Raw genomic sequence first — 24,468 nt, 5'->3', positions numbered from 1 at the left:
CAAGTGAGGTTTCCGCGTGCCCGCATCACGCCCGTTCTGGTCCCCCTCGGGGCAGGCGCGATTATCGGCGTGCTCGGCGCGCTGGCGGGAAGGTTCGACAGCCCGATTCTTCATGCGGTGAGCCTCGTATTCGCCGCCGGGTGGTCGTGGGCGTTGCTTGGCTTTCTGGTGGGTTGCTTCTGTCGATCGAAGGCCGGGGCGGCATTGCTTTCCTCTTCGGCATTGGCGGTCGGCGTGACCGTCTATTACATGCTCAAGGCTCTGAACCCGGACCCACCGATCGGAGTGAACGTCGTTCTGGAGTCAGGTGTCGAGAGCGCTTGGCCGAGGATCGCCGCCTGGGGAGTGATGGCTTTCGTTCTCGGTGCCCCGATGGGGTTCTTTGGTAACCTGGCTCGAACCTCTGGTCCTCTCGGCCTCCCGTTCCGTCTCCTCGTTCCACTGATCGCCTGTTGTGAGACCTCCTGGCGTCTGGGCGTGGAAGCGGCCGCCGCGGGACCGGGCGCCGAATCCACCTGGAGCGCGACTCGCGTCCTCGCCGTCCTCGCAGCCCTGGCTCTTGTTGGGCACGCGGTGTGGGAGTGGCGTACCCGGCGCAAGGGCCCGGAAGTCAGAGCCCATTCAGGCTGAGACCCTTTCGCCGGCTGCGGAAAGCTCCACACCGCCGCCTCACCCGTAAGCCGCACACCCCGTGAGCCTGCGGGGGACACCGCGCCCGGACCGCCGGGGCGGGCGCAGCCCGAGCCGACGCCGGCCATCTACGGGAGCTGATCAAAGCCTTGGCTTACGAGGTCGACGAGAACACGGTCCGGGAGTACAGGCGGCTTCTCAAATCCCGTCAGGCCGACTGAAGTTCTTTCAACAACCGTTCCGCCGTCTTCCGCGCGGGGACCAGGCGGGGGTCTTCGGGGTCGGCGTGCGGGCCGAGGATCTTCGCGGCGACGAACAGCGTCATCACCATGCCGTCCCGGCTCTCCAGATCCGCACGCCGCTCGCTGCGGACGCGGTCGGCCAGAGCCGGGACGGCGAGAGAAGCCCCCCACAGGCTTGCCGCATCCAGGCCGCGGGGGGCCATGCCCCAGTCCTCCCAGTTGAACACGCTGAACACCGGTGCCGTGAGGTTCGCCCAGTTGAAATCCGCATGGGCCGGCCGCCATTCGGCCACGGTCGTGTCGACGCCCGGGAACACGCTGTGGATCGTCCCCGTGACCAGTTCCCGCGTGAGGGTCTCGGTGTCCGGCGTCGCGACGCGGTTGGTGTGCTGTGCGGCCAGAGCGTCCAGCGAGGTGCTCAGGGCGTTCCACCACTCCTCGGGCAGGCGCGGGTCCTCCACCGCCACGGCGCTGCTCACCGGCGCCGCAGGCAGGAGCTCCGTCTCGTCCGCCCGCCACATCACCGGCTCCGCGTCGTCCCGCCACGCGACGCCCGTGAACCAGGCCGGTTTCGCGATCCCGTGAAGGGCCTCGGCGGACGCGGTGCCGTCCCCTCCCTGGACCCCGATCCGGTCGAGTCCGCGCCGCTCGATCCGCACCCACGTGTCGCGGTCCGTACGCGCCCCCAGGGACCGGCGCTTACGCACTACCGCCTTCCGGCTCAGGCGTACCCCAAGCGACCGTTCGACACGGTCCAGCACGTCTTCCACGGGCTCCTTGCGCAGATCCACCGAACGCGGTGCCATGCGCTCGAACGTACCGACTCCCGGCCCCGTCATGAAGGAAGACCGGGCTGGGCCGTGTATCGAAAGCGGATCTTGTCGCAGTCCGACGATGCATTCGGGAACGCCCACTTCGGGAGGCCACCCCGCCCTGCGGCAACCGTGCAACCTTCTGGACCAGAGCGGAGTCTGAGGGGGGAAACGCGGTCGTCGAAAGAAGGATGCCGGTGGACGAGGTCCTGGTACAGGCAGGGAAGTGGGCTGCTCGCGGTGCGGCACTCGTCCTCGACTACCTCAACCTACGCGCTGGCTTCGAGCAGTTCCGACGCGACGTTCGAAAGAGCCGTCGCTAGCGTCCAGCGCGGAGAACCTGGTCAGAGCCACTCGTCGAGGGTTGCGACCAGTACTGTCGCTTCGTAGCGGACGGCGAGTTTGTCGTACCGGGCAACGACGGCACGGTGGCGCTTGAGCCGGTTGATCCCGCACTCGACCGTGTGCCGCTGCTTGTAGTCGTCTCCGTCGAACTCCGGCGGCCGACCGCTTCGCGGCCCGCGTGTGAGGCGGTCGCGAACCCGGTCCGCAGGGACGAGGCCAGACAGGCGGCCGCCCCGCCCTGGCACCCTTCGGCAGCAATGGCTCCAGCACTGCCCACTGCTCGTCCGTGGGATCTCCCCGCCCCCTGAACCGTGATCATTCACAGTCCAAGATCCGCTTTCGATACACGGCCTGGGCGCGGCAGGTCGTGACCCGCGCCGGGCGAGGCGCCCGGGCCGGTGCCGAGGGCCGTCGGGGTCCGCCGTCGGGCGTCCGCTCCGGGGGTGGACCTCGGAGTCCTCCGGTCTCAGGAACCTCCGGTCCCGGGACCCGCTCCGTCGTCGGAACCCCCTTCGGCCCCGGAGCCCTCCGCCCTCGGAGCCCCCTCCGGTCCCGGAGACCTCCGCCCTCGGAACCCGCCTCCGGTCCTGGAGCCCCCCGCTCCCCGAACCCGCGTACAACCTCCGGTGGTCCCGGGGAGTCCCACCGGGCGATGCCCGGGCCGCTCGACGGCGCCCGGGAGGACGCCCGTAGGGACCTCGAAGGGGATTTCCGCATGACTCGCCGGACCATAGGCAGGGGTGGCGCGCTCGCGGCCGCCGTCAGCGCCGCGCTGCTCGTACCCGCCCTCACCCCGACCGCCGCCGTCGCCGCCACGCCCACCGTGAGCTGCACGTCGGCCCAGGCCGGCCTCGCCGCCAAGCTGACGAAGGACATCACGGCCGCCCTCGCGACCCGCAAGGGCACCGTCGCCGTCGGCCTGTACGACCGCACCACCAAGACCAGCTGCACCCTGCGGTCCGCCAACTCCTACGACTCGGCCAGCACCGTCAAGGTCACCGTGCTCGCCGCACTGCTGTGGGACGCCAAGAAGCACAACCGGTACCTGACGAGCACCGAGCAGGCACTCGCCACGGCCATGATCACCAAGTCCGACAACGCCGCGACCAGCACGCTCTGGAAGCAGCTCGGCGTGACGAAGATCAAGGGCTTCCTGAGCGCCGCCAACATGACCATGACCGTGCCGGGCAGCGGCGGCTACTGGGGCCTGACCCAGGTGAACGTCAGGGACAAGCAGAGACTGCTGTCGCTCATCACCGCCGGCAACAGCGTGCTGAGCGACAACGCCCGCGCCTACATCCAGAAGCTGATGGGCCAGGTCATCTCCTCGCAGCGTTGGGGAACCCCGGCCGGCGCCCCGTCCACCGTCACCGTGGGGGTCAAGAACGGCTGGCTGCAGCGCTCCACGCACGGCTGGCGCGTGCACAGCATGGGTACCTTCCAGGGCGCCGGCCACGACTACGGGATCACCGTGCTGACGCACGGCAACAGCACGATGACCTACGGCGTGACCACCATCCAGAACGTCTCCCAGGCCATCCACAAGGCCCTGGTACCGACCACGTCCAACATCACCCGCTTCACCCCGACCAGCCGGCCGAGCGAGGCCCTCGTCCCCGTCCCGCCCCAGGGCTGACGCCCCGCGAAGCGGTTTCCGGGCGTCACCGGCCGGCCCCCTGGTGCCGGGTACCCGCCCGGAAGCCGCACTCGCCGCCCCGTGCGGTTCCGTTCGGATCGGTTGGCCGCCGGTCCGGGTGAGGTGTCTTACGACACGGCTTACGGGGTTCGTGTGGGTCATGATGCTTCTCCATCCTCCTCAAGCGGAAGGACGATGATCTCGACCCGACCTGCGCCCACGACATCCGCCACCTGCCGACCCGCACAGCGGGAGGTGGTGACGCCACGTGTCACCGGTCCGTTGCGGCTTTGTGCGCAAATAAGTACGGGTACTCAGAATCCCCTCCTGGTTGGGCCGTTAGTGTGACGCGGGAGTACTGCTGTGGCACAGAACAGACCCGCTGTGGGGGCGCCGATGTCGTGGGACGAGTGGGAGCAGCTGAAGGCGGAAGCTGCCGGGCGGCGGGCAGATCGGATGCAGCTCAACCAGTTACCGGCTTCGGGCCCGTCCGGTGGCGGGAGTGGTGGCTCCTCCGGAGCGTTGAGGACGCAGAAGAAGGCCTGGAGCCAGGCGGGTGAGGGCGTCAACGGCCTGAAGTCCGACATCAGCCGGGGCCTGAAGAAGCTGGAGGACGGGCAGTCGGGTGTGGAGGACGCGTCCGGGTGCCGGTCGGCGGCGGCGCAGAAGGAGTTGTACGACTCCTGGAAGGCGTACGTCGGCAGGTTGAGCGGCCGCTGCGGCACGCTGGGTGGGCTGCTGGAGCGGGCCGGGCACGATCTGGCGATGACCGACAAGGCGATCGAGGAAGAGTTCGCGAAGGTCAAGGCGCAGTACCAGGACACCGAGGCCGTCGGCGGCCAGGCGAAGGGCCGGTGATCGACGGCCATGGATTTGGCGACGTTGAAGAAGCTCAAGCCGGCCGCGTACGAGGATGCGGCCGACGGTTACCGTGCCACCGGCGAGATGGCCGGCAAGGCCAAGGACGCGGTCGACACCCGGATCTCCTCGGGCATGCGCGCCCAGCTGGAAGGCGAGGCGGCGACCGCGGCTCTGAACGAGCTGAAGGAGCTGTCGAAGAACTTCCACTACGTGCAGACCGAGTGCGGGCTGGTGAGCACCGCGCTCAACGGCTTCGCGCACGACATGGCCGCGGCCAAGCGGAAGCTGGACGCGGCCGTGGCGGACGCGCAGGCCGCCGGTTGCACGGTGAACCCGGACGGCTCGGTCGGCTTCCCCTCAGGCGGCCAGGCGGTCGACGGCAAGGTCCCGGAGGGCGGCACCGTCAAGGGCTCAGGCGGCCCGACCTCTCCGACGGCCGACGCGCTCTACCGCCAGGCAGCCAACGCGCACCCGAACCCGAACTACGGCAAGGCGCTGGAGTTCGCGAACCGGATCGCCGATGCGGTGAAGGAGGCCACGGACGCGGACGCGAAATGGGCCCCGAAGCTCCGCGCGCTGAAGGCCGACGACGACCTGACCGTCTCCGACCGCGACTGGGTCGACACGCAGTCCGACGCGGGCGGTGTCCGCGACGCGGGCAAGGGGTACCTCGACTCCCTGCCGGAGCCGCCGAAGAGCGGTACCCCGAAGGACAACGCGGCCTGGTGGAAAGGCCTGACACCCGAGGAGCAGTCCGCGTACATGTCGCTGAACGCGGCGCAGGTCGGCGCGCTGGACGGACTACCCTCCGCCACCCGAGACGAAGCCAACCGCATGGTCTTCGACCAGAAGTACGCGCAGTACCGGCTGGAGCTGGCTTCGATCGCGAAACCACCCGCCAACGGGTGGACCTGGATCACTGCGGGCAGGTTCCCGTCCAAGGTCCACACCGACGAGTGGATGGACTGGCACAAGCAGTACGGCGAGCGGTACGAGCACCTCACCAAGTCCCTCAACGGCATGGACAGCATTCAGAAGCGCTTCGACCAGACGGAGACGGGCCCGGGGGGCTTGCCGAGGGCGTATCTCCTGGGGTTCAGCGCAGAGGGCAACGGCCGGGCGATCATCGCCAACGGAAACCCAGACACAGCCGACCACCAGGCGGTCTACGTACCGGGAACGACGTCCAATCTAAGCAACATAGAGGGCAATGTCGACCGAATGGTCAGTACATGGCATGTGGCCGACAGCGAAGCCGACGGAAAGAGCGTATCCACGATCACCTGGCTCGGGTATGACGCCCCACAGGACATCTACAAGGATGCGCCTTTCAGGCACTACGCGGATGACGGCGCACCCGCCTTCAACCGGTTCCTCGACGGCTTGGAGGCGTCGCACGCCGGAAGTTCGGAGGCCCACCGGACCGTAATCGGACACTCCTACGGCACGACCCTCGTGGGTTCCGCAGCCGACCACGGCACGCTCAACGCGGACGACGTGATCACCGTGGGCAGTCCTGGTGTGACGGTGGCCAGAGCCGAGGACTTGGACGTGCCCAAGGGGCACGTCTGGAATCAGGAGGCAGACGGGGATGTCGTCCCTGACATCGGCCGCTGGGGGCACGGCGGTCACGAATGGAGAAATTACTGGGTGATTCCCAGTGATGAAGGGTTCGGCGCCCATCAGCTGGCCACGGACACCGAAGGTCACAGCGACTACTGGGAGGAAGGCTCTCAGAGCTTGCGGAACCAAGGCCTGGTAGTGGCAGGAAAGTACGACGACATAAAACTCAAGTAGCTCCCTTGGGCGCGGCCCTGACCGCCTGATCACCCCGCGCCCTAAACCGAATAAGCGAGGCATCTCGGTTTGAAGGCCACACTGGGCGCGCCGGCGCTCCTCGTCCCCATCGCCCTGACACTCCTCACTGGATGCAGTATGAATGACACCGAGAACACTGTCCCCTCTGCAGGCACCAGCACGTCCCGGGCCGCAGCCGACGAGATGAAGAAGCTGTCCAGCCAGATCTACGATCTCGTCGGTGTCAAGGGGAAGGCATCTGACACGAGCCCCGGAACCATGGACTGCGCGGGAAGGGGCCGGGAGAAGTACTTCCGGATCTTCCACTCATGGAGTTTCTACCCCGCCTCGCCCAGCCAGCTGGACGAAGCTATGGAGCGGCTCAAGGCGGAGCTGCCGAAGAACGGGTGGAAGATCTCCGAATATGGCCCGGACACCAGCAAGAACAAAAACCTTTCATTGACAGCCGAAAACGATGCGAAGAAGACAAGCGTCAACGTGTCTCAACGCGCCAAGAACGACCCTCCCAAGCTCAGCCTGATGCTCGTGTCCGGCTGTTACGAGGTCCCAGCCGGTCAGGAGGTCGAGCGCTTCTGAGCCGGGTAGCCGGTTCGCCGGGATCGGTTCGCGCCCATCGGTTCGTGCCCCGGCGGAGAGAGCAGCCACTGAGGTTTTCTCGGCGATGATCACTTCCAGATTCTGTTGAGGGCGAGGGTTGCTCGGGCGATGTCGCCGATCCGGTTGGGGCTGAGCGTGACGTGTTGCAGGGCCCGCCATCGCTGCTTGAGTTCGGCGGCGGTGCGCTCGCCCAGGGCCCGGACATGCCGCAGCGGCATGTTGGGCATGCGGGTATCGGCGTGAAGTGCTTCTTCGGACTGGCCCTTTGGGCGGCGGACCGGGATGCGGATGCCGATGCCCGCGCCGGTGTAGTCCTTGTCCGCCAGGGTCGGAAGGCCCTCGGCGGCGGCCTTGTAGAGGGCGGGCAGGGCGTGCAGGCGGGCGGCGGTGATGTCGGGGACGCTGCCGGGCTCGACGTCGGAGACCCACAAAGGGGTGCCGTCCGGAGCGGACAGGAACTGGATGTTGCCGCCGAACGCCTTGTGCTTCTGGCTGAACCACAGGTCGTTGCCGTTGTCCCGGAGGCCGGCGAGGCGGTCGGACTCGATCAGTGTGCCGTCGAGGATCACGTGTGTCATGCCCTCACCTCGGCAGCGGGAGAGGACCTCGTGCAGGTCCGGGGCCTTCTCGGAGAGGACGTCGATGCCTTCGTGCAGGTAGCGGTAGCCGGTGGCCTGGGGGATTCCGGCGTCGCGGGCCAGGCAGTGCACGCAGCCGCGCTCGCGGAACCGGCGCAGGACCAGCACGGCCTGGCGGAACGGGCCCAGCGCCCGCGAGCCCTTCGGCGTGCCGATGCGTCGTCGGTGTGCGGCCGGCAGGCGGGACAGGTACTCCACGACATGGCGTGGGACATCGAGCGTGGCAACAGAGGTGACCCACGTGAAGCCTCTGGTGGTTACGGACATGATCTTGTGGTGAGACCTGTCCTACCAGGGGCTCTACGTCTGTCCGGAGCCGGGGCCGCCCGGCCCGATCCACCCGGACCTGCACCGATCAGCCCGATTCGCAGAGATTATTTCACTGAGAAAACCTCATTGAGCATCGAGAACCAGGCCAATGTGGTCGCCGGACAGTACGACAGGGTGCAACGTGGCTGATACGCGAAGTGCGGTCGGTTGCCGCGTTGTCTCCGGTGTAAGGGCCCTGGTTCTTGCGGTCGTCATCGTTTCGCTGTCAGCACTGACTGTGGGGTGTTCGAACATGAAGGAACTCGACTACACGCCGGTGCGGATGGATCCCGGCCCGGCACGCGCGAAGGCGAAGGAGGTCTCCAGCCGCCTGTTCGAGATGACCGGGGTCAAGGGCAAGGTTACCGAGCCCGGTCCGAGCATCTCGCGCTGCGACGAGTACGGCGACGACCTGTTCTCCACGTCGCACCCCTGGTCGGTGTACGGCCTGACCGACGACCAGGTCGACGCCGGTATGCGGAACCTGCGCAAGACGCTCGGCACGAACGGCTGGAAGATCACCAAGGACGGCAAGGCCCCCAGCAAGAACCAGGATCCCGAGATCTACGCCGAGAACAAGAGCGAGCAGTTCGCCCTGCACGTCACCGCGTACAAGGACGGAGGCGACCAGACCATGCTCCACTTCAAGGTCGTCTCGGCGTGCTTCCGCGCGGAATCGGCCTCCGCGCTCGACGGCGAGTACTGACCCCCGCGCCCGTACGCACGGGTGCCGCAGCGCACCCGCGGAGGAGCCTTCCCGCTGCCGGTTTCCCGGCCGCATCCCGGCGCCCCCGGCCGCCCCGGTCCGCCGCAGATACAGGGGTGGCCGCGTATAAGGGTGGCCGCGCCTGCGCCCTCGTGGCCACCGCCGGACGGCGGTCCGGCCCGGTGGTAGCCGCGGGCTCCCGCCCGGNNAACCCCGCCCGCCGCGTCGGCGACGCCGCGGGCGGGGGCCACCGGCACGCGGGGCGACCGGATGCCCGTGCGGCAGGGCGTCGCGATCGGTGCGCCGGGGGAGGGGCCGGTCATTCGCCGCGGGGGCGCCAGGCGGCGGCCTGCCGGACGGACACGAGCGCGCCCCAGATCCACCCCGCGATCCCGAGCGCGGTCGCAACGGCGGCGCAGGAGACGAGAACGTCGTTCGTGATGTACGAGGCTCCGCCTTGCGTCTTGGGGAACGCGAGCCAGGTGCCCACCACGCAGCCCGCCGCTCCGGCGAGCGTCAGGGGCAGGAGGATGCTCAGGGCGGCCGTGGACCAGAACACGCGGCGGTTGCCCGTGAGCGTGGCCACGGGTGCCAGGGCGCGGCCGTTGCGGAGGAACTCCGCGAGTCCCGCCAGGGCGGCGGCCGTCGCGAGCATGCCGATGCCCGCGAGGCCGAACAGGGTGATCCACCTGCCGTGCAGTTGGACGACCCTGCTACTGGTCGGCCATTCACCACCGATCGTGCTGACGTCGGCTCCCATGGGGAAGACGCGGTACGCCTGTCGTTTGACGTCTTCGGCCGAGAGGTCTCTGCCGTCACGCGAGACGAGCACGGTCTGGCCGAAACCGCCCTGGTCGTCCAGGGACGTGAGCGGTTCGCCCTGTTCGATCCTCACGGCGGTCCGGATCCCGCCGTTCCAGCCGACCAGTTCCCGAAGGCGCTGGTCGGTCGGTGCTCCCATGAGGGTCGACGGCCGGGGGGCGCAGTCCAACCGCAGGGCCCGCAGCGCGGCGCACGGGCCCCGCAGCGTGAGCCGGTTCGCCTCGGGCGTCGTGGTCAGTGAGAGGACCGAGACGTGAGCGGGCAGAGCCCGGTCGAAGGTTCTCAGCTGCTCGGCGGTCGCTGCCCGCGGCCGGACGACGAGCGCGGTGGAACCGATACGGTCCACGGTGGCCTGCGCCGCCCTGGCGTTCTGCCCCAGTTGCCCCTGCCAGGCCACCACTTGCAGGAGCAGCCCGATGGCGACCACGACCCCCGCCGTCATGCGCGCCATGGGCCCGGGGTGGGCGGCCGCGCGCCGACCGGAGATGATCAGCCCCGGCAGGCCGTAACGCCGGCCTGCCTCGGCCAGGCGCTTCCCGAGCAGGCCCGTCACGACCGCCACCGCGGCGGGCAGGGTGGCGAGCGTTCCGGCGGCCGCCACCCAGTTGGTCATGACGAACGCGGCGGTACCCGAGGGGAACAGTTCCGGCCCCCGTACGGCGACCAGCAGCAGGAGGGGGCACAGTAGCGCCCAGGGCCGAAGGGACCGGCTCCGCCCGCGGATGCGGGTACTGGAGGTGCGCCGCTTTCCAGGCCGGTCGGAGAGCACGACGACGGCCAGGACGAGGATCATCACCGCGAGCAGCGCGGACAGGAACGCCCACCACCGGCCGCGGACGTCACCGGCTACGAGGACGTGTCCGGTCCAGGGCAACCGCAGGTCGATGAAGGACGCCGCCCCCACGGCGCACAGGGCGAGGACCGTGCCGACCGCGACAGGGAGGAGGGCCTCGCCCACGACGATGAGACCGCGGTCGCGGGGCGTGGCTCCGAGGACCTCGGCCAGAGCGGTGCGGCGGTCCCTGGCGTGCGAGCCGGTGCGGGCGGCGACCGTCAGCAGGATCGCCGCCGGTAGGAGGCCGAGGAGCGCCACCATGGACAGGAAGACCCACTCGGGCTGTGCGTAGTCGGTCTGCCCGACGGTGTAGAAGACGGGGCCGGCGCCCGGCCCGTACCCCGTGACGGGCCTGACGCTCTCCCCCTTCAGCGGGGCTGCCGGGACGACGTAGGCGAAGAGTTCGTCCGGCGACTGCAGTCCCTCTTCGCCGATGGTCGCCACGGTTCTGCCGTAGCGCTCCGTGATGTCCTTCGCGGCAGGGTGGTCCCGCAGGGCGGGAGAGAGCGCCGCCTCACCCGCTCGGGGCCAGGCGGACAGCCCGGGCGGCAGAGGGGCGTCACCGGTCAGCGGCGCGATGAAGACGACCTGGAACGGGCCGCTGCCCGGCACCGAATCGCCGGCCACACTCCACAGCGCCTTGGCGGCGCTGCCGGGTACGTCCTCCTGGAAGACCGGGGTCCGGGCGTCCCCGCGTGTGGCCTGGCCCTGGTAGGTGGCATGGGCGGCGATCAACGCGGCCACGGCCAGGGACAGTGCCAGCGTGGCGCAGAGCAGTGCCGCGAAGCGGATGCGTCCTGCTTCCGCCCGGCGCCCGGCGGCCGCGCCCACTGCCAGCATCCGGCGTACCACACCGTGCCCGGTCACCGGCCGGCCACCTGCTCGTCGCCGCTCGGCACGAGCCTGCCCCGGGCGAGGCCGAGCACGCGGTCCGCGCGGCGCGCCACCGCCGGGTCATGGGTGACCAGCAGCAGGCCGCAGCCGTGCCGCCTCGGCATGTCGAAGAGGGTGTCCGCCACCTTCTCCCTGGTGGCCTCGTCCAGCGCACCGGTCGGTTCGTCCGCCAGGAGCAGGGCCGGCGAGTTGATCACCGCCCGGGCGACCGCGGTCCGCTGCCGCTCCCCACCCGACAGCTCCGCACTGGACTCCGCGAGCGGAACACCGAGATCCACCAGGAGGTTCCGCGCCCGGTCGTACGCCGCCCCGCGGTCCGTCCCGGCCAGCAGCGCGGCCAGGGCGACGTTGTCGACGGGGGAGAGCTCCGGCAGCAGCTCCCCGAACTGGAAGACCATGCCGATGTGCCGGGCGCGGTGGCGCGCCAGCGCCGCCCCTCGCAGGCCGCCGATGTCGACGCCGGCCACCTCGACCGACCCGGCTTCGGGGCGCACCAGCCCCAACGCGCACGAAAGCAGGGTGGACTTGCCGGAACCGCTGGGCCCGGTCACCGCGACGGACTCCCCGGCGGCGACATCGAGGTCCAGCCCGTCGAACAAGGTCCGTCCCGGCACCCCGTACGACAGCCCTCCAAGCGATAACACCGACTGGCTCACAGCACCCCTGCCCTCACCCTGCGGAACACTCGTCCTCGTTCGTATGAAGACGGGGCGGGGGACCAGCGCCCCCGCCCCGCCGAGCACTCAACGGCCATTCAACCGCGTGAGCCGTTACCGGTAGGACCAACCCGAGCAGGGGTCGGGCATGAAGTCCTCTTCCTGGCACGCCTTCAGCGCACGCACGTAGTTGGTCGTGTCGTTGTTGCTGTAGACGGTCGTGCCGGCGCCGCTCTTGTTGCGGAGCTCGTGGTTGTCGCTGGTACGACGCTGGTACGACGGTGGTACGGCGCGTAGGTCTCGTCGCCGTCAGCGGAGTTGTCCTTGACCGCGACCTGGCCGTTGGCACCCCTGCTCCAGGCTTCGGCGCCGCCCATCTTGCCGTACATGTCACCAGCCATCGCGGGCGTGGCGGTCAGCAGGGTGATACCGGTGAACACCACAACGGCGATCTTCTGCATCCGCTTCATGTTCATCCCTCCCCGATTCGTAGCCCATATGGGGCTCGGCAAACACGACTTCACAGGCCGTCGAGAGCGGCCTGGCTGTCGCGTTCCCTCGTCCTTTGCGGATCGAAGTCAGGCGATCAAGGGAGGTGGCCCACGTCGACCGGTTTGCATCCTGGGGAAAATGGGTGGAATTGTTTCACGGCAAAAAATCGCTTCTTCGGTGCAAGTGGATGTGTGCCGCATCAGTGTGACAGGTAGCTGTGGCTGTATATACGGCGAATCGCAGCGTTGAAGTGGAGGGCTTCAAAACGGCTGAAAACAAATCACGGGATCGACTCGTCTTCCGTGATCAGTTTCTTGGGAAGTGGCTTGATCATCCCCGGTGTTCAGCGGCCCGACGACCAACCTCATGCCGTCTCCCGGAGGAGTCGGAGCCCCGCATGGTCCGGTCAAGAGCTTCGCTCCCCGTCGAAGTCCTGTACTGAGCCGAGGCCCGCGGGCCGCTGGTCCCGGAAGGATCACGGGGGGATAGTCCCTGCCGCAGACCTCCGGTACCACTACGGCCGTGCTCGTCGTGCCGTCGATCGGGTCGGGCCCGACGATTTCCGCCGCAACCGGGCCCAGGACGGCGGACCGGGTCCCGAAGCCCTTGGTGATCTGACCGGGCGTGCGTCGGTGGCCTCGGTGCCAGGGTCGCCCACCAGCTGGCCCTCCGGCGACGGCCGGGCGCCCGGGAACCGCACCGGCCGCCCCGGGCGGGTTTGCTTGGATCAGTCGACCGTCGGTCCAGGGTCGATGTCTTGAAAACGGAGAGTTACATAATGGTCACATGGCGCAGCGCCTGTTCCTACGCGTTGACCGTCGTCATCGGCTCCTGGGTCACCGGGGCCGCGGTCGGCCTCGCGTGGTCGGTGGTCATGGGCGGTCTCGGGTTCTGGGTGTCCCTCTGGGTGACGAACCCCGCGTCCTACGTCTTCCTGGCCGGAGCCACGCTCACCCTCGTCGCGACCCGCCGCTTCACCCGCCCCCTGCCGGTGTGGCGCGCCGTACTGGTCGACGGAGGGGCCTACCTGCTGGTCCTGCTGCTGTGGGCCGGCCTCTACGCATGGTGGGGCGGGGCCGCGGTGCCGGTCGACGACGCGTTCGCCGTGGCGGGATTCGCCATGCTCCACCTCCAGCTCCCGGCCGCCTGGGTGCTGAGCTTCTGGCGCGCCCGCCACCTCCACGCCGTTCCCCGCCACGACGGCGGTCCCGCAGCGGCGGCCCCGGCGGCCGGGCCGTGACCGCGCACCGCGCGGTGCCCGCCGCGAGTACGAAGGGTGGGGCGGGACCGCGGGGTTCGGCGGCGGCATCGAGTGGTGGAATGAGGTGCTGCCGTTCGGAACGGTATTCGGAACGGTACGAAGATCGGACGCCCCCTCCGCTGGGGCCTTCGGCGCCGATGCCGTGGGCAGCGGTTCCGAGCGCCATGCCGACCACTGGGGGGACCACTCGTTGAGCAGCGAAGACCGGGCCGATGCGGTCGCCGGGCGGGGTACGGCGGGGTGCGGCATGGCTGACGTGCGGAGCGCGGTCGGCCGCCGCGCCGCCTCCGGAGTGAAGGTCCTGGCCCTCGCGGTCGCCATCGCGTCGCTGTCGGCGCTGACCGCGGGGTGTGCGAGCACGAGGGAACTCGACTACGCACCGGTGCGGATGGATCCCGGCCCGGCACGCGTCCTCTTCGAGTGGCCACGGAGCGACAAGGCCACCTCGGCGCCGTAGTTCCGCCGTGAATGCGTCGCCCGGTCCTCGCCGCGGAGGGCCGGGCGACGCGCGTCCTCCCTGAGGAGTCAGCCGAGATGCGGCCGAAAGGGACGACAGCGCGATGACGACAGCGCGATCGTGGGCGGGTGAGCGGCGCCTCCGGGAGGGCACCGAGCGCCGTCCGCCCACGTCGGACCGGACCACGGCCCATGGCGGCACCCCGGCGGTGGAGGCCCGTGAGGTCACCGCCCGCGTGGACCTCCAGGCGCGGGCCGAGCATCCGGACGTTCAGGCCGAGGACCAGCCCGAGGAGGGACGGACGGTGCCGCGTGGCGTCACCGAGGACCAGGTCCCCGGCCCAGGGGGGAGGGCGGAACGTACGGGACGATGCTTGGGGCGCTCGTCGAGCCGTGATCAATCTGCGGCATGTGCCCGTGTGACACGGGCCGATCCGATGAACCCTCTTGTACGGCGCGGGTGAGACCGGCGGATTCGGAAGGCTCAAGGCATGGCGAGGAATCGCCCCCCGATACGGAAAGACCCCGACAGCCACTCCCGGCAGCCACTCCCCGGCAACTTCGCCGGCCTGCATTCCCGCGCTTCGACGACCTGGGTGGAAGATCTCACCCGGGCCGACCGGTGGCCACGATTCGATACGTGCCCCGGTCTTCGTCAACAGGCCTTTCGTGCTCCGACCTCGCCTTGTGGCCGTGGTCACCCGGATCCCCTACTGTTTGGGCCCCGCCAGTCAACGGACAGTCCGGGAGGCTTCGTTGTCCTCGGCATCGCCATCTCCGCACAGTGGCCCCGACCCGTCCCCCGCCCCGACCTCCGACTCGCGTCCCGACTCGAGTGCCGGGCCGGAGCCCCCACTCCCACGGCGATCGCGCACCCGCAGGTTACGGAGGTGGTTCGGCGGTCTGAGCGAGGCCGGCAAGGTCGCTCTCGTCACAGCTGTGCTCACGACCTCCATCGGAGGGGTGTTCAGCGTCGTCACCACCGCCACTTCCGTATGGGTCGGTAAGGACGGACGGGCCGGCGACGGAACACCGCAGAAGACCGGTCCTGTCGTCACGCCTTCCGCGCACGACACGACTGAGGGTGAGCCGGGCGCACCGGACGCCGACGCGTCCGCCGGTTCCCCCCGATGCGAGATCCGCTTGGACCACGGCCTCTACTGCACGGGTACGGCGGGGATCACGACGTACAGCCACCGCGACCGCGCGTCCCGCGCCGCCCCGCCGCTCGGCCCCGAAACCCTCTTCGTGTGCTGGGGGAGGAGCGAAGACGGCGAGGTCTGGTACTGGGTGGAATTCAAGAAGAGGGACGAGCCCTGGGGCAATGTTCCGGCGAGGATCGTGAGTACGGATCCGATCCCCGCCATCGGCCTGAACGAGTGCTAGTGCCGTATCAGGCAACGTTCGCCTCGTGGTTGGGATGCGGTCCGCGCCGTGGGTTTGTCGGTGTCTGCCAGAATCGGCGGATGCTGAGCATCGGAACAATCGTGATGGGGGCCGCTGATGTGCGGCGGGCCGCGGAGTTCTGGAGTCGGGCACTGGGCTATGTCCCTCGCGATGGTGAGGTGAAGGACGACTGGGCGGTACTGGTGCCGCCCCACGGCTCCGGTGCCGCACTGGCCCTCGGCCTCAGTACGACGCCCGTGCAGGAACACCCGAGAATCCACCTCGACCTCTATGCCGGCGACGCCGCCGATCAGGAAGCCGAAGTGGCGCGACTGATCTCCCTGGGCGCTGAACGCGTCGACTGGGACCTTTATCCGGACGATGCTGACTTTGTCGTGCTCGCCGATCCCGAGGGCAGCCGCTTCTGCGTCATCGACACCAGTCACAGCTGACGGACCTGGGGGCTGGGATGGCGGAACGCGTACGGGTGCGGGAGATCGACGGCGACGAAGGGCGGCGGCTGCTGCGGATCATCCGCCCCGGCACGTGTTCCGTGACTCTCGTGGTCGCTCGCCCGGGTCCGGTTCGGCCCGACGAGCCGGGTCGAGGCGGTGAGTCGCCCCAGAACCAGACAAGCCGGCCCGTGGGCGGCGGCCCACCGGCCTCCGCACCGGAATACGGGACAACCCTCGGGTCCGGCCTTTACGGGCCGGGTCCGCGCCTTCCCGTCGCAACGCGGTGACCGGCTCGCCGAACCGACGGGCACCCAGCGGGGCGAACGGGTCGATTCGGAATGGCTCCGGCCCCGTGACCGCACCGGCCACACCGAAATCGCCTCACTCGTGACCGGCGGTTGCGCGCCGATCCTCAGGCGAAGACCTTCTTCCAGGCGAGCCCGCCGAAGACGAAAACGAAGAACACGTATCCGGTGTACAGAGCCCAGATCAGCAGTATCCCGCCCCACTCGCCCCACGTCGCGGCCACCGCCATCACCGTGAACAACGCCAGAAGGGCGAATGCCAGCCCGGCTCCCGGCCAGAAGTCGGAGCGCAGACCGTCATGGCGTCGGAAGGCCGCCACCACGCCGACGACCTCACCGATCAGCAACACCGGCACCAACGCCATCCGGGTACCGAACGTGAGGAACAGTCCGTCCGATCCCGTCGAGAATCCCCACAGCGCACCCGTCGCCGTGGCCAGCAGCCACGGCACCGCAGCCACCCAGAAGGCCAGCGGTAACACCACATGCCTGATCGGCATCACAGAATCCCCCGAAAGACATTGATCACAAAATCCACACTACCCCCGGCGTCTACCCGGCCCGGCGCCGCCCGCCACAACGCAAGGGGCGGGGAGAGGCCATAAATCTTCGGTGCAAGACCGTGGGAACTGCGCGAACGATAAATCGTTCGGTGTTGTTTCCGATCGTGGAGGACGCATTGCGCGAGCGGTGCGAACGCGGCTGTCGAGACGGTGACCTCTGCACAGGCGGGAGCCCGCAGTCGACCGGCGGGAGCGGCCGGCCAAGCGGCTGCCGGACTCGATGTTCGAAGGCGGCACGACCGATCATCTCGGCCACGACAAGCGCGATCCGGCCAGGAAGAACGGCGGCACGTCCCGCAACGGCGAGCGGGGTGGACGGCGCCGGCCGACGTCGGCCGGTCAGGATCGCCGTGCCCCGGGACCGGGGCGGCGCTTTGGACCCGAGGGGCGTCCGCAAGCGGCGAAAGCGCCTGACCGACGTTGTGTGCTGCCAGCGGTCACGATCCATGCGGCGACCCGCGGCCACCAGCTGTTCTGATGTCTTCACACCCTGGTGACCACGGGTGGCCGTACCCATGCCCGGACCCGGCCTCCACCAGCAAGGCCACGATCTACGGCTGGAGTACTACGTGCGGAGCGATCGGGAGCTTCGCGGCGCCGCGCGCCCGTGCCCACCGGGGACGGCCTTCCGCCGAGCGGGGATGCCATGGGGATCGAACGTCGCCTGCGGTGAGTTCGGCGTCGACACCGTGGAGGACGGCTCCGAGGCGGCTCGGCCCCGGGCCCCCGCGGCCACCGCCGTACGGGGGCCGGGCCACCGCTGGGCGGCGCCCCGGTCCGGCGGTGGCCTCGGGGCCCCGTCCGGGTGCTCCCGAGGGGCCGGGCGGCCCCGTTCACCCCATGGTCTTGGCGCCGTCCAGGGACTCGCGGATGATGTCGGCGTGCCCGGCGTGCTGCGCGGTCTCGGCGATGACGTGCAGCAGCACCCGGCGGGCCGACCACCGCGTGCCGGGCTCGAACCACGGCGCGTCCGGCAGCGGATGGCTCATGTCCAGGTCGGGCAGGGTGGCGACCAGCTCGTCGGTCCGGCGGGCCACCTCCTCGTACTCGGCCAGGACGCCCGCCAGCGTCTCGTCGGGCAGCAGTCGGAACGCGTCCGCCCGCTCGGCGAGGTCGGCCTCGGTCATGGTGGCGAAGTCGGGCATGATCGACGGGCCGTTCAGGATGAACTCCACCCACATGCGTTCCATCTCGGCGACGTGTTTGACCAGGCCGCCCAGGCACAGCTCGCTGGCGGTGGTCCGCATCCGGGCCTGCTCGTCGGTGAGGCCCTTGGTGGTGAAGCGCAGGAACTCCCGGTGCAGGCCCAGCGTCTGCAGCAGGTCGGCGCGCTCGCCGGTGAGGGTGGCCGACTCGCCCGGCTTGAGGGTCTCGGTCATGGTCTTCCGCCTCCGGTTGGTTCCGTGTTCCTCGGTCTACGTCGACAGTAGGAGCCGTAGCGGTCAGTTTCCGTCCTGAATCGCGGGAGGATCGGAGGCATGGCGAACACCAGCACCCGAATGCTGCGACTGCTGTCCCTCCTGCAGACCCACCGCTACTGGCCGGGCGCCGAGCTGGCCGACCGGCTCGGCGTCTCGGTCCGCACACTGCGCCGGGACGTCGACCGGCTGCGCGAACTCGGCTACCCGGTGGAGGCGCAGCGCGGCGTCGACGGCGGCTACCAGCTCGCCGCGGGCGCCGCGCTGCCGCCGCTGGTGATCGACGACGACGAGGCGGTCGCCCTGGCCGTCGGGCTGCACGCCGCCGCGGAGGGCGCGGTGGAGGGCATAGCCGAGTCCTCGGTGCGGGCACTGGCGAAGGTGGCGCAGGTGATGCCGGTCCGGCTGCGCCGCCGGGTCGAGGCGCTGCGCGCGATGACCGTACCCGCCGGCTGGGGCAGCCCGGACCGGGCGGGCGTCGACCCGGGCGTGCTCACCACGCTCGCCCTGGCCTGCCGGGACGGCGAACGGCTCCGCTTCGGGTACACCGCCGCCGACGGCCGCCGCACCGACCGGCAGGTCGAACCGCACCGGCTGGTCCGCCTCGCGCGCCGCTGGTACCTGGTCGCGTACGACCTCACCCGGCAGGACTGGCGCAGCTTCCGGGTCGACCGGCTCACCGCGCCGGAGGGCACCGGCACGCCGTTCCGCCCGCGGCCCCTGCCCGCCGCCGACGCCGCCGAGTTCGTCCGCGCCGGGATCGGCAACCTGCCCCACTCGTACCGGGTGACGGTCCTGGCGTACGCCCCGGCCGCGACCGTACGGGAACGGATCGGGCACTGGAGCACGGTCGAGGAGGTGGACGCCGAGCACTGCCGGGTCCACATGACCAGCGACTCCCTGGACTGGCCGACCCTGGCCCTGGGCTCCCTCGGCGCCGAGTTCCGCGTACTCGAACCGCCCGAACTGGTCGACCACCTCCGCGACTGGGCGGCCCGTTTCGACCGCGCGGCACGGGATTGACGCGCGGTACGGGACGGGACTGACGCGCGGTACGGGACGGGACTGACGCGCGGTACGGGACGGGCGGCCCGGCCGGGCCGGGGCGCCCGGTCCGGAACCGGAAGGCGAGGCCGCGCCGCGCGAACGGGCTGCCGATCCGGAAGCGGAAGGCGAGGCCACGCCGTACGAACGGGGCGCCCGGTCCGGAACCAGAACGCGAGGCCACGCCGTACGAACGGGGCGCCCGGTCCCGTGCGGTCACACGGACGTCATGCCTCCCCGGGCGCGGTGCTCGTCCGCCCCGGGGAGCGGACACGTCGAGCGTGCCGCCAGTTCCGGAACGTGTGACCCACCAGGGCCAGCGCGACGACGCACGCGGCACCTCGGACCACGTGCCAGGTGACCGCGACGACCGGGCCCTGTCCGCTCGCCTCCACCGTCAGCCGCATGGAGGTCTCGAAGAAGGCCACGAACGGGACGAGGAGCCGAAAGGGGAGGCCGCCGACACCCGGCACCCGCGCCAGATTGCCCAGGAGTCCCACGGGCCCTCCGAGGACGAACGCCGCTGCTCCCCACGTGAGGATCCGGGAGAGCAGACCCTCTCCGGAAGCACCGGAAACCAGCCCTGCGGGGACGGTCGGGTTCATGTCCTTGAAGGTGTAGTACGCGATCACGCCGACGGCCAGGCCCAGAGCGGACAGCAGCATCGACTCTGTTTTCGACCGGCGAAGAAAGCCCACCGTGAACGCGTAGCAGGCCCACGACCACCCGCCGGAGAAAACGGTGCTCAAGGCGACGCAGACGGGGTCATCCCCTTTCCCCGCAAGGGGGCCCGCCAGGCCGATCAGCAGGCCCGACCCGAGGACCGCCGCGAGCGGCGCGAGGCGAGTGCGCAGAAAATGTGTGATCTCTCTTCCTCATCTCGTGATTCCGTGATCCCGTGATCCCGTGACCGGGCCGAGGCCGGGGAGGCCCCCCTCCGAAGGCCGCGCGGAGGACCGTACAGGCTCGGCAACAGTTTGGTGCAGCCGCTGCCGACGACGCTTCACCGTTCCTGTTGCACATCGGCCGATTCGCTGTCCGGACTCGTCGTCACGCATGGAGCGGTGTGGTGGATGCGGATTCGCCGGTACGACACATGAGGCGGCGCGTCGGAACGTGACTCATCCGGTCCGCCCGGCCCGCGCGGCTCGCCTGGCTCACCCGGCTCGTCTGGCCTGCACGGCCGGTCAGGCTCACCCGGCGGTACATCCACCACCGATCGAGCCCGGACCGGCCGTCGGTGGAGGCGGAGGGCGCAGCGGACACGGGAACCACGACCCGCGGCCGGGCATGGGGAGCACGCCCGCGGCCGGAGCGTCAACCGGCCAGGCGGCGGCGCCAGTCCAGGGGGGTGACGACGATGGCCCAGTCGGGGTCGCCGTCCCATTCGGTGCGGAGGCCGACCGCTTCGAGGGCCGCCACGACCTCGCGGCCGACGGTCGCGGCGGTCTCGCGGGAGTCGTCGAACCCGCCGTAGAAGAGCGTCAGTCCGTGGCCGGCCGCGGCGGCGTCCGTGCACTGGGTGTGGAAGTAGACGTAGCCGCGGGCACCGGGCTCGCCCGCGTCGCCGATCTCGGCGTCACCGCAGGTGCTGCAGCAGGTGAAGTTCTCGTGGGCGGTGATGCCGGACTCCCGCAGGGCGGTGAAGGCGCGGGTGATCCGCTCGGGGTCGGTCTCGCCCTGCCACTCGGTCTGCTCCGCGACGCGCTCCAGCCACAGCCGGTCGGCCAGCGCCCGCGCCTGCTCGGGCGAGACGGGACGGCGCTTCGCGGTGGCCAGGTAGTCCTCGGCGTACTCGGCCAGTTCGGCGCGGGAGACATAGCCGCCGACCAGCACCTCGCGTACGTACTCCTCCAGCCTCTCGCGCTCGCCGTCGGGGAGGTCGAGCGGCGGCACCTCTCCCGCAGGGCCGGTGTCCAGCGGCGACCAGGCCAGACCGGCGTCCCAGCCGTCCTCCCGGCGCGCCCAGCCGATGATCGCCCTGACGACGGCCCAGGGGCTGTCGGTCAGCGCCCGGAAGTACCGCTCGGGGGTTCCGTCGTGGTGCTCCACCGCGTAGGGGCGGCCGGTCCTGCGCGAGACCCGGAGGAAGACGTCCGACGGGTCGGATATCCGCCGCACCAGCAGGGGGCGCTCGCCGTCACCGCCGTCACCGCCGTCACCACTGCCACCGCCGCCCTTGCCACCATTGCCGTCGTCTCCGGCGCGCCGGACCAGCCGGACCAACTCCCTGGCGGACACGCGGACATGCCGCTCGTCGCCCCCCGCCTCCACCGAGATCTCGAACATGTACGGACTTTCGCACACCCCTCTGACAACGGCCCCGGCCCGCCCCACGGACGGCCGGGGCGTCGGCGGACGGCCGGGGCGTCGACGGACGGCCGGGGCTTCGCGACGCTGCGACGGGCGCCGCCGGTCGGTCGCTTCGACTTCACTCGGGGCGGGTGACGGCGAACATGTAGCAACCCCAGGCGATGTTGCGACTGTGGACGCGCACGACTCCGGGCTCCGCGAGCAGTTCGGTGATCGCCTTCTCCGGGTCCCGGCCGTCGTGCGTCGTGGTCGCGTCGTGGATCCGGCCGCGCTCGTCGTACGCCCGCAGCACCTGTGGCCGTCCGCGCCAGTCCGGCGGGTAGCGGGTGGTGTCGGCCGGGCCCGTACAGGGTCCGGCGTGGACGAACACGGGTCCGGTCTCACGATAGGGACCGGCGGGAAGCGGCGGCCGGTAGCCGAAGAGCAGCAGCTCATCGCCGGGTTCGGCATCGCGCAGGCAGCACCGGACGGGTTCTCCGCCCGCGGCGGTGAGGCGCTCGGCACGGTCGCCCGAGGCGTCGATCCCGCTGGTGCGTACCTCGTCCAGTTCCTCGGCGGGGATCGCGTGGACGCGGAAGGTCGCGGCCGGTGTCGAGGTCGTTGTCACGGCTGGGGGCACGGGTGGAGTCACGGGTGGTGTCGCGGCTGGTGTCGCGGCTGGGGTCACGGGTGGTGTCGCGGCTGGTGTCGCGGCTGGGGTCACGGGTGGTGTCGCGGCTGGTGTCGCGGCTGGGGTCACGGGTGGTGTCGCGGCTGGTGTCGCGGCTGGGGTCACGGGTGGTGTCGCGGCTGGGGTCACGGGTGGGGTCATGGTCACGCGTCCAGGGTTCCGAGTCCGCGCGGTTCGCGCTGGCAGGTATCCGACATGAGGTTCACCGGCGCACGGTCGGTGCGTGGGAGGCGGGGAGGGTCCGCACCGGCCTTCGGAGAGGCTCTGCCCCGGTCCTCGGGGAGCTTCGCACCGGAGCCCGGAAACGCGGGCGTCGGTGGGGCGAGAGTCGGAGCGGCGGGCGGTAAAAGACCAAAGAACCCAGGAAAAAACCCTGAGAAAAACCCCCGCCTCCCCACCAAACCTCGCGGACATCACTCGGTCGGGTGAAACCGGATGAACCGGCTGGTGCGGGGGTGGTCCGAGCGGGCAGGCTCAGGCAAGTCCACCCCGCATATGCAATCGGCCCCCGCCGGGACGGCAATCCCAGTGCGAGGGCCTGACCAAAGAGGAAGACAACACCTTCCCCCATGGCTGAGAAGAAGCCTAGCGCCGCCGCGAGCCCGAAGAGGGACGTTCGGCGGACCGCCACCCACTTCGGTGTCATCCACGTACGGGCGTACCACTCCGGCCGGTACACCGTGATCGGCAACCACCTCGCCCAGCACCGCGAGTTGTCGCTGACCGCGATCGGGCTGGCCGCCCACATCCTGTCGCTGCCGGAGGGCGCCCCGGTCGACATCCGCAGCCTCGCCGAGCGCTTCCCCGAGGGGCGCGACCGGATCGCCTTCGCGTTACGGGAGTTGGAGGCGCACGGGTACGTGGAGCGGGTGCGCGAACGCACGGCGACAGGCCGGATGATCACCCGTACGTACGCCCACCACGCCCCGGAACGAGCGGACGGGACGGCGACCGCTCCCGCCCGCGGGGACGGGACCACCGCGGCACCCGCCTCACCGGGCGGCAGGGGAGCCGTACGGGCGGACGGCCGGGGAGCCGGAGCCGGAGTGGGAGCCGGAGCAGGAGCCGTACGGGCGGACGGTCAGGCGGACGGCCGGAGGCCTGAGCGGGCGGTGACCCCGCCGGCGCCCGTGGCGGTCGCGCCGCCCGTGGCGGCGGGGCCCGCGCCAGCGACACCGTTCGTGGCTGCGGTACTTGAGCCGGCCACCTCCGTGTCGGCGGTGTTCGAGCCGGCGGTGTCCGAGCCGGTCGCGGTTGCTTCGTCCGTACCCGAGCAGGTCGGAGCCGTGTTGGTTGGGGCCGAGCCGGTCGTACCGGTGTCGGTGGGGGCCGACCCGTCCGTATCCGAGCAGGCCGTACCCGACCCGTCCGTGTCCGAGCCGGTGGCGTCGGGGCGGGGCGCGTCCGGGCCGGGCGAGCCGCGAGGGCCGTTCCGCGCGGGGGCCGCCGACCTCCTCGCCGGGCTGCGCCGTACCGACGGGCGCCTGATCCTGTCGCAGCGGGACGTGGAGCGTCTCGTTCCGGCCGTCACCGCCTGGTTCGAACGCGGGGTACCGGCCACCGCCGTCCACCGCGTCCTCACCACGGACCTCCCCCCGGTGGTCCCGCACCCGGGCGGACTGGTCGCCTACCGCCTCCGGGCCCTGCTGCCGCCACCCCTCCCCACCGGCCCCGTACCTCCGCCCGACACCGGGACGGATGTCGGAGCGGCCCGGCCCCAGCCGTTCCAGACGTGCGAGGGGTGCGAGCGGGCGTTCCGCGCCCCGGAACCGGGCCACTGCCGCGACTGCCGGTCCGGGAGAGCCGCGGCGGATCCGCCGTACGCCGCCTGACCGCCCGGCCGCCTGACCGCCTGACCGCCCGGCTGTCGGCTGTCCGGCCGTTCCGGGCCGGGGCGGAAGGCGGAGGACGGGGGGCGGAGGGCGGAGCCCGGTACGTACGCACAGCCGGGCGCCGTTCACCTGAACGGTCCTCTCCCAGGCGTCAGCGGTCCGCCTCCGCCGTAGCGTCGGGGCAGTGACCACGTCGAACGGCTGGTGAAGGAGGTGGGTCGGATGCGCCGTGCCGCCGCCGCAGGAGTGCTGGCAGCGTTCGCCTCGATCGTGGCGTTGCCCGGAACCGCGTACGCCCAGGACCTGGACTGCCGTCACTTCGCGTACCAGGAGGACGCCCAAGCGGAGTTCAACCGCGACCCCAGCGACCCCCACCGCCTCGACGAGGACCAGGGCCCGGACGACGGCATCGCCTGCGAGGTGCTTCCCCGGCGCGCCACCTCCTCCGCCTCGCCCGTCCCGCCCCCGACCG

At 70.6% G+C, this 24,468-nt stretch carries 22 protein-coding genes; 12 read left to right on the top strand and 10 right to left on the bottom strand.

What is annotated here, in order from left to right:
* Window positions 1-3 precede the first annotated feature (3 nt).
* Window positions 4-630 (top strand): hypothetical protein, encoded by a 627-nt coding sequence (locus MW084_RS05950; RefSeq protein WP_010469967.1) that lies wholly within the window; start codon window positions 4-6, stop codon window positions 628-630.
* Window positions 631-838: 208 nt separating this feature from the next.
* Here MW084_RS05950 and MW084_RS05945 read toward each other — a convergent pair whose 3' ends face one another.
* Window positions 839-1,678, bottom strand: a complete 840-nt coding sequence (locus MW084_RS05945; protein WP_029553427.1) for a hypothetical protein — start codon at window positions 1,676-1,678, stop codon at window positions 839-841.
* Window positions 1,679-2,744: 1,066 nt separating this feature from the next.
* Between MW084_RS05945 and MW084_RS05935 the strand changes: the two genes are divergently transcribed.
* The 4 genes from MW084_RS05935 to MW084_RS05920 all read left to right on the top strand — a co-directional run bounded on the left by MW084_RS05935 (window position 2,745) and on the right by MW084_RS05920 (window position 6,920).
* Window positions 2,745-3,665, top strand: coding sequence for a serine hydrolase (locus tag MW084_RS05935; protein WP_029553426.1), 921 nt, complete (start codon window positions 2,745-2,747; stop codon window positions 3,663-3,665).
* A gap of 363 nt (window positions 3,666-4,028) precedes the next feature.
* Entirely contained in the window at window positions 4,029-4,523 is a 495-nt protein-coding gene (locus MW084_RS05930) for a hypothetical protein (RefSeq protein ID WP_338057684.1), read from the top strand.
* A gap of 9 nt (window positions 4,524-4,532) precedes the next feature.
* Window positions 4,533-6,323: an alpha/beta hydrolase gene (locus MW084_RS05925; protein ID WP_010469962.1), complete on the top strand. Its 1,791-nt coding sequence runs from the start codon at window positions 4,533-4,535 to the stop codon at window positions 6,321-6,323.
* A gap of 69 nt (window positions 6,324-6,392) precedes the next feature.
* The gene (locus MW084_RS05920) at window positions 6,393-6,920 is read left to right on the top strand and encodes a hypothetical protein (RefSeq protein WP_010469961.1); all 528 of its coding nucleotides are present in this window, start codon (window positions 6,393-6,395) and stop codon (window positions 6,918-6,920) included.
* A gap of 89 nt (window positions 6,921-7,009) precedes the next feature.
* Here MW084_RS05920 and MW084_RS05915 read toward each other — a convergent pair whose 3' ends face one another.
* A complete protein-coding gene (locus tag MW084_RS05915; protein ID WP_029553424.1) occupies window positions 7,010-7,846 on the bottom strand; it encodes a transposase family protein in 837 nt (278 codons plus the stop codon).
* Window positions 7,847-8,141: 295 nt separating this feature from the next.
* Here MW084_RS05915 and MW084_RS05910 point away from each other — a divergent pair, with 295 nt between their 5' ends.
* Entirely contained in the window at window positions 8,142-8,594 is a 453-nt protein-coding gene (locus MW084_RS05910; RefSeq protein WP_010469959.1) for a hypothetical protein, read from the top strand.
* Window positions 8,595-8,913: 319 nt separating this feature from the next.
* Here the strand turns inward: MW084_RS05910 and MW084_RS05905 are convergent, their stop codons facing one another.
* From MW084_RS05905 to MW084_RS05895, 3 genes are all read right to left on the bottom strand, one after another.
* On the bottom strand, window positions 8,914-11,091 hold the full coding sequence (locus MW084_RS05905) for an FtsX-like permease family protein (protein ID WP_078571545.1): 2,178 nt from the start codon (window positions 11,089-11,091) through the stop codon (window positions 8,914-8,916).
* Window positions 11,092-11,114: 23 nt separating this feature from the next.
* Window positions 11,115-11,789, bottom strand: a complete 675-nt coding sequence (locus MW084_RS05900; protein WP_275563501.1) for an ABC transporter ATP-binding protein — start codon at window positions 11,787-11,789, stop codon at window positions 11,115-11,117.
* A 185-nt stretch (window positions 11,790-11,974) separates the two neighbouring features.
* The gene (locus tag MW084_RS05895) at window positions 11,975-12,262 is read right to left on the bottom strand and encodes a hypothetical protein (protein ID WP_010469953.1); all 288 of its coding nucleotides are present in this window, start codon (window positions 12,260-12,262) and stop codon (window positions 11,975-11,977) included.
* Between the two features lie 809 nt (window positions 12,263-13,071).
* Between MW084_RS05895 and MW084_RS05890 the strand changes: the two genes are divergently transcribed.
* The 4 genes from MW084_RS05890 (at window position 13,072) to MW084_RS05875 (ending at window position 15,848) form a co-directional block, all read left to right on the top strand.
* Complete coding sequence (locus MW084_RS05890) at window positions 13,072-13,533, top strand: hypothetical protein (protein ID WP_010469951.1); 462 nt, start codon at window positions 13,072-13,074, stop codon at window positions 13,531-13,533.
* 268 nt (window positions 13,534-13,801) lie between these two features.
* Window positions 13,802-14,011, top strand: coding sequence for a hypothetical protein (locus MW084_RS05885; protein WP_158684309.1), 210 nt, complete (start codon window positions 13,802-13,804; stop codon window positions 14,009-14,011).
* A gap of 962 nt (window positions 14,012-14,973) precedes the next feature.
* Window positions 14,974-15,396 carry a hypothetical protein gene (locus tag MW084_RS05880; protein WP_010469947.1) on the top strand — a complete coding sequence of 141 codons (423 nt, stop codon included), beginning with the start codon at window positions 14,974-14,976 and terminating at the stop codon, window positions 15,394-15,396.
* An 80-nt stretch (window positions 15,397-15,476) separates the two neighbouring features.
* Complete coding sequence (locus MW084_RS05875; RefSeq protein ID WP_010469946.1) at window positions 15,477-15,848, top strand: VOC family protein; 372 nt, start codon at window positions 15,477-15,479, stop codon at window positions 15,846-15,848.
* A gap of 415 nt (window positions 15,849-16,263) precedes the next feature.
* Here MW084_RS05875 and MW084_RS05870 read toward each other — a convergent pair whose 3' ends face one another.
* Both MW084_RS05870 and MW084_RS05865 read right to left on the bottom strand, forming a co-directional pair.
* On the bottom strand, window positions 16,264-16,656 hold the full coding sequence (locus tag MW084_RS05870; RefSeq protein WP_010469943.1) for a hypothetical protein: 393 nt from the start codon (window positions 16,654-16,656) through the stop codon (window positions 16,264-16,266).
* Between the two features lie 896 nt (window positions 16,657-17,552).
* Window positions 17,553-18,098, bottom strand: coding sequence for a DinB family protein (locus MW084_RS05865; RefSeq protein ID WP_010469942.1), 546 nt, complete (start codon window positions 18,096-18,098; stop codon window positions 17,553-17,555).
* 99 nt (window positions 18,099-18,197) lie between these two features.
* On the opposite strand from MW084_RS05865, the gene MW084_RS05860 reads away from it, so the two are divergent.
* Entirely contained in the window at window positions 18,198-19,160 is a 963-nt protein-coding gene (locus MW084_RS05860) for a helix-turn-helix transcriptional regulator (RefSeq protein ID WP_010469940.1), read from the top strand.
* A gap of 248 nt (window positions 19,161-19,408) precedes the next feature.
* Here MW084_RS05860 and MW084_RS05855 read toward each other — a convergent pair whose 3' ends face one another.
* The 3 genes from MW084_RS05855 to MW084_RS05845 form a co-directional block, all read right to left on the bottom strand.
* Window positions 19,409-19,846, bottom strand: coding sequence for a hypothetical protein (locus MW084_RS05855; RefSeq protein WP_010469939.1), 438 nt, complete (start codon window positions 19,844-19,846; stop codon window positions 19,409-19,411).
* Window positions 19,847-20,498: 652 nt separating this feature from the next.
* Complete coding sequence (locus MW084_RS05850; protein ID WP_010469937.1) at window positions 20,499-21,470, bottom strand: DUF6891 domain-containing protein; 972 nt, start codon at window positions 21,468-21,470, stop codon at window positions 20,499-20,501.
* Window positions 21,471-21,612: 142 nt separating this feature from the next.
* Window positions 21,613-22,101, bottom strand: a complete 489-nt coding sequence (locus MW084_RS05845; protein ID WP_010469936.1) for a DUF1203 domain-containing protein — start codon at window positions 22,099-22,101, stop codon at window positions 21,613-21,615.
* 632 nt (window positions 22,102-22,733) lie between these two features.
* On the opposite strand from MW084_RS05845, the gene MW084_RS05840 reads away from it, so the two are divergent.
* Entirely contained in the window at window positions 22,734-23,996 is a 1,263-nt protein-coding gene (locus MW084_RS05840; RefSeq protein ID WP_010469934.1) for a helix-turn-helix domain-containing protein, read from the top strand.
* Window positions 23,997-24,468 lie beyond the last annotated feature (472 nt).

It is taken from the genome of Streptomyces sudanensis (assembly GCF_023614315.1).
Classification (GTDB): Bacteria; Actinomycetota; Actinomycetes; order Streptomycetales; family Streptomycetaceae; genus Streptomyces; species Streptomyces sudanensis.
This window is presented reverse-complemented; position numbering and strand designations above follow the sequence as displayed.

Bases quoted from the DNA above. Each gene is read 5' to 3' on its own strand.
- MW084_RS05945 (WP_029553427.1), bottom strand. From the start codon at position 1,678: ATGGCACCGCGTTCGGTGGATCTGCGCAAGGAGCCCGTGGAAGACGTG.
- MW084_RS05935 (WP_029553426.1), top strand. From the start codon at position 2,745: ATGACTCGCCGGACCATAGGCAGGGGTGGCGCGCTCGCGGCCGCCGTC.
- MW084_RS05925 (WP_010469962.1), top strand. From the start codon at position 4,533: ATGGATTTGGCGACGTTGAAGAAGCTCAAGCCGGCCGCGTACGAGGAT.
- MW084_RS05915 (WP_029553424.1), bottom strand. From the start codon at position 7,846: ATGTCCGTAACCACCAGAGGCTTCACGTGGGTCACCTCTGTTGCCACG.
- MW084_RS05910 (WP_010469959.1), top strand. From the start codon at position 8,142: ATGAAGGAACTCGACTACACGCCGGTGCGGATGGATCCCGGCCCGGCA.
- MW084_RS05905 (WP_078571545.1), bottom strand. From the start codon at position 11,091: ATGCTGGCAGTGGGCGCGGCCGCCGGGCGCCGGGCGGAAGCAGGACGC.
- MW084_RS05895 (WP_010469953.1), bottom strand. From the start codon at position 12,262: ATGCAGAAGATCGCCGTTGTGGTGTTCACCGGTATCACCCTGCTGACC.
- MW084_RS05890 (WP_010469951.1), top strand. From the start codon at position 13,072: ATGGTCACATGGCGCAGCGCCTGTTCCTACGCGTTGACCGTCGTCATC.
- MW084_RS05885 (WP_158684309.1), top strand. From the start codon at position 13,802: ATGGCTGACGTGCGGAGCGCGGTCGGCCGCCGCGCCGCCTCCGGAGTG.
- MW084_RS05875 (WP_010469946.1), top strand. From the start codon at position 15,477: ATGCTGAGCATCGGAACAATCGTGATGGGGGCCGCTGATGTGCGGCGG.
- MW084_RS05870 (WP_010469943.1), bottom strand. From the start codon at position 16,656: ATGCCGATCAGGCATGTGGTGTTACCGCTGGCCTTCTGGGTGGCTGCG.
- MW084_RS05865 (WP_010469942.1), bottom strand. From the start codon at position 18,098: ATGACCGAGACCCTCAAGCCGGGCGAGTCGGCCACCCTCACCGGCGAG.
- MW084_RS05860 (WP_010469940.1), top strand. From the start codon at position 18,198: ATGGCGAACACCAGCACCCGAATGCTGCGACTGCTGTCCCTCCTGCAG.
- MW084_RS05855 (WP_010469939.1), bottom strand. From the start codon at position 19,846: ATGCTGCTGTCCGCTCTGGGCCTGGCCGTCGGCGTGATCGCGTACTAC.
- MW084_RS05850 (WP_010469937.1), bottom strand. From the start codon at position 21,470: ATGTTCGAGATCTCGGTGGAGGCGGGGGGCGACGAGCGGCATGTCCGC.
- MW084_RS05840 (WP_010469934.1), top strand. From the start codon at position 22,734: ATGGCTGAGAAGAAGCCTAGCGCCGCCGCGAGCCCGAAGAGGGACGTT.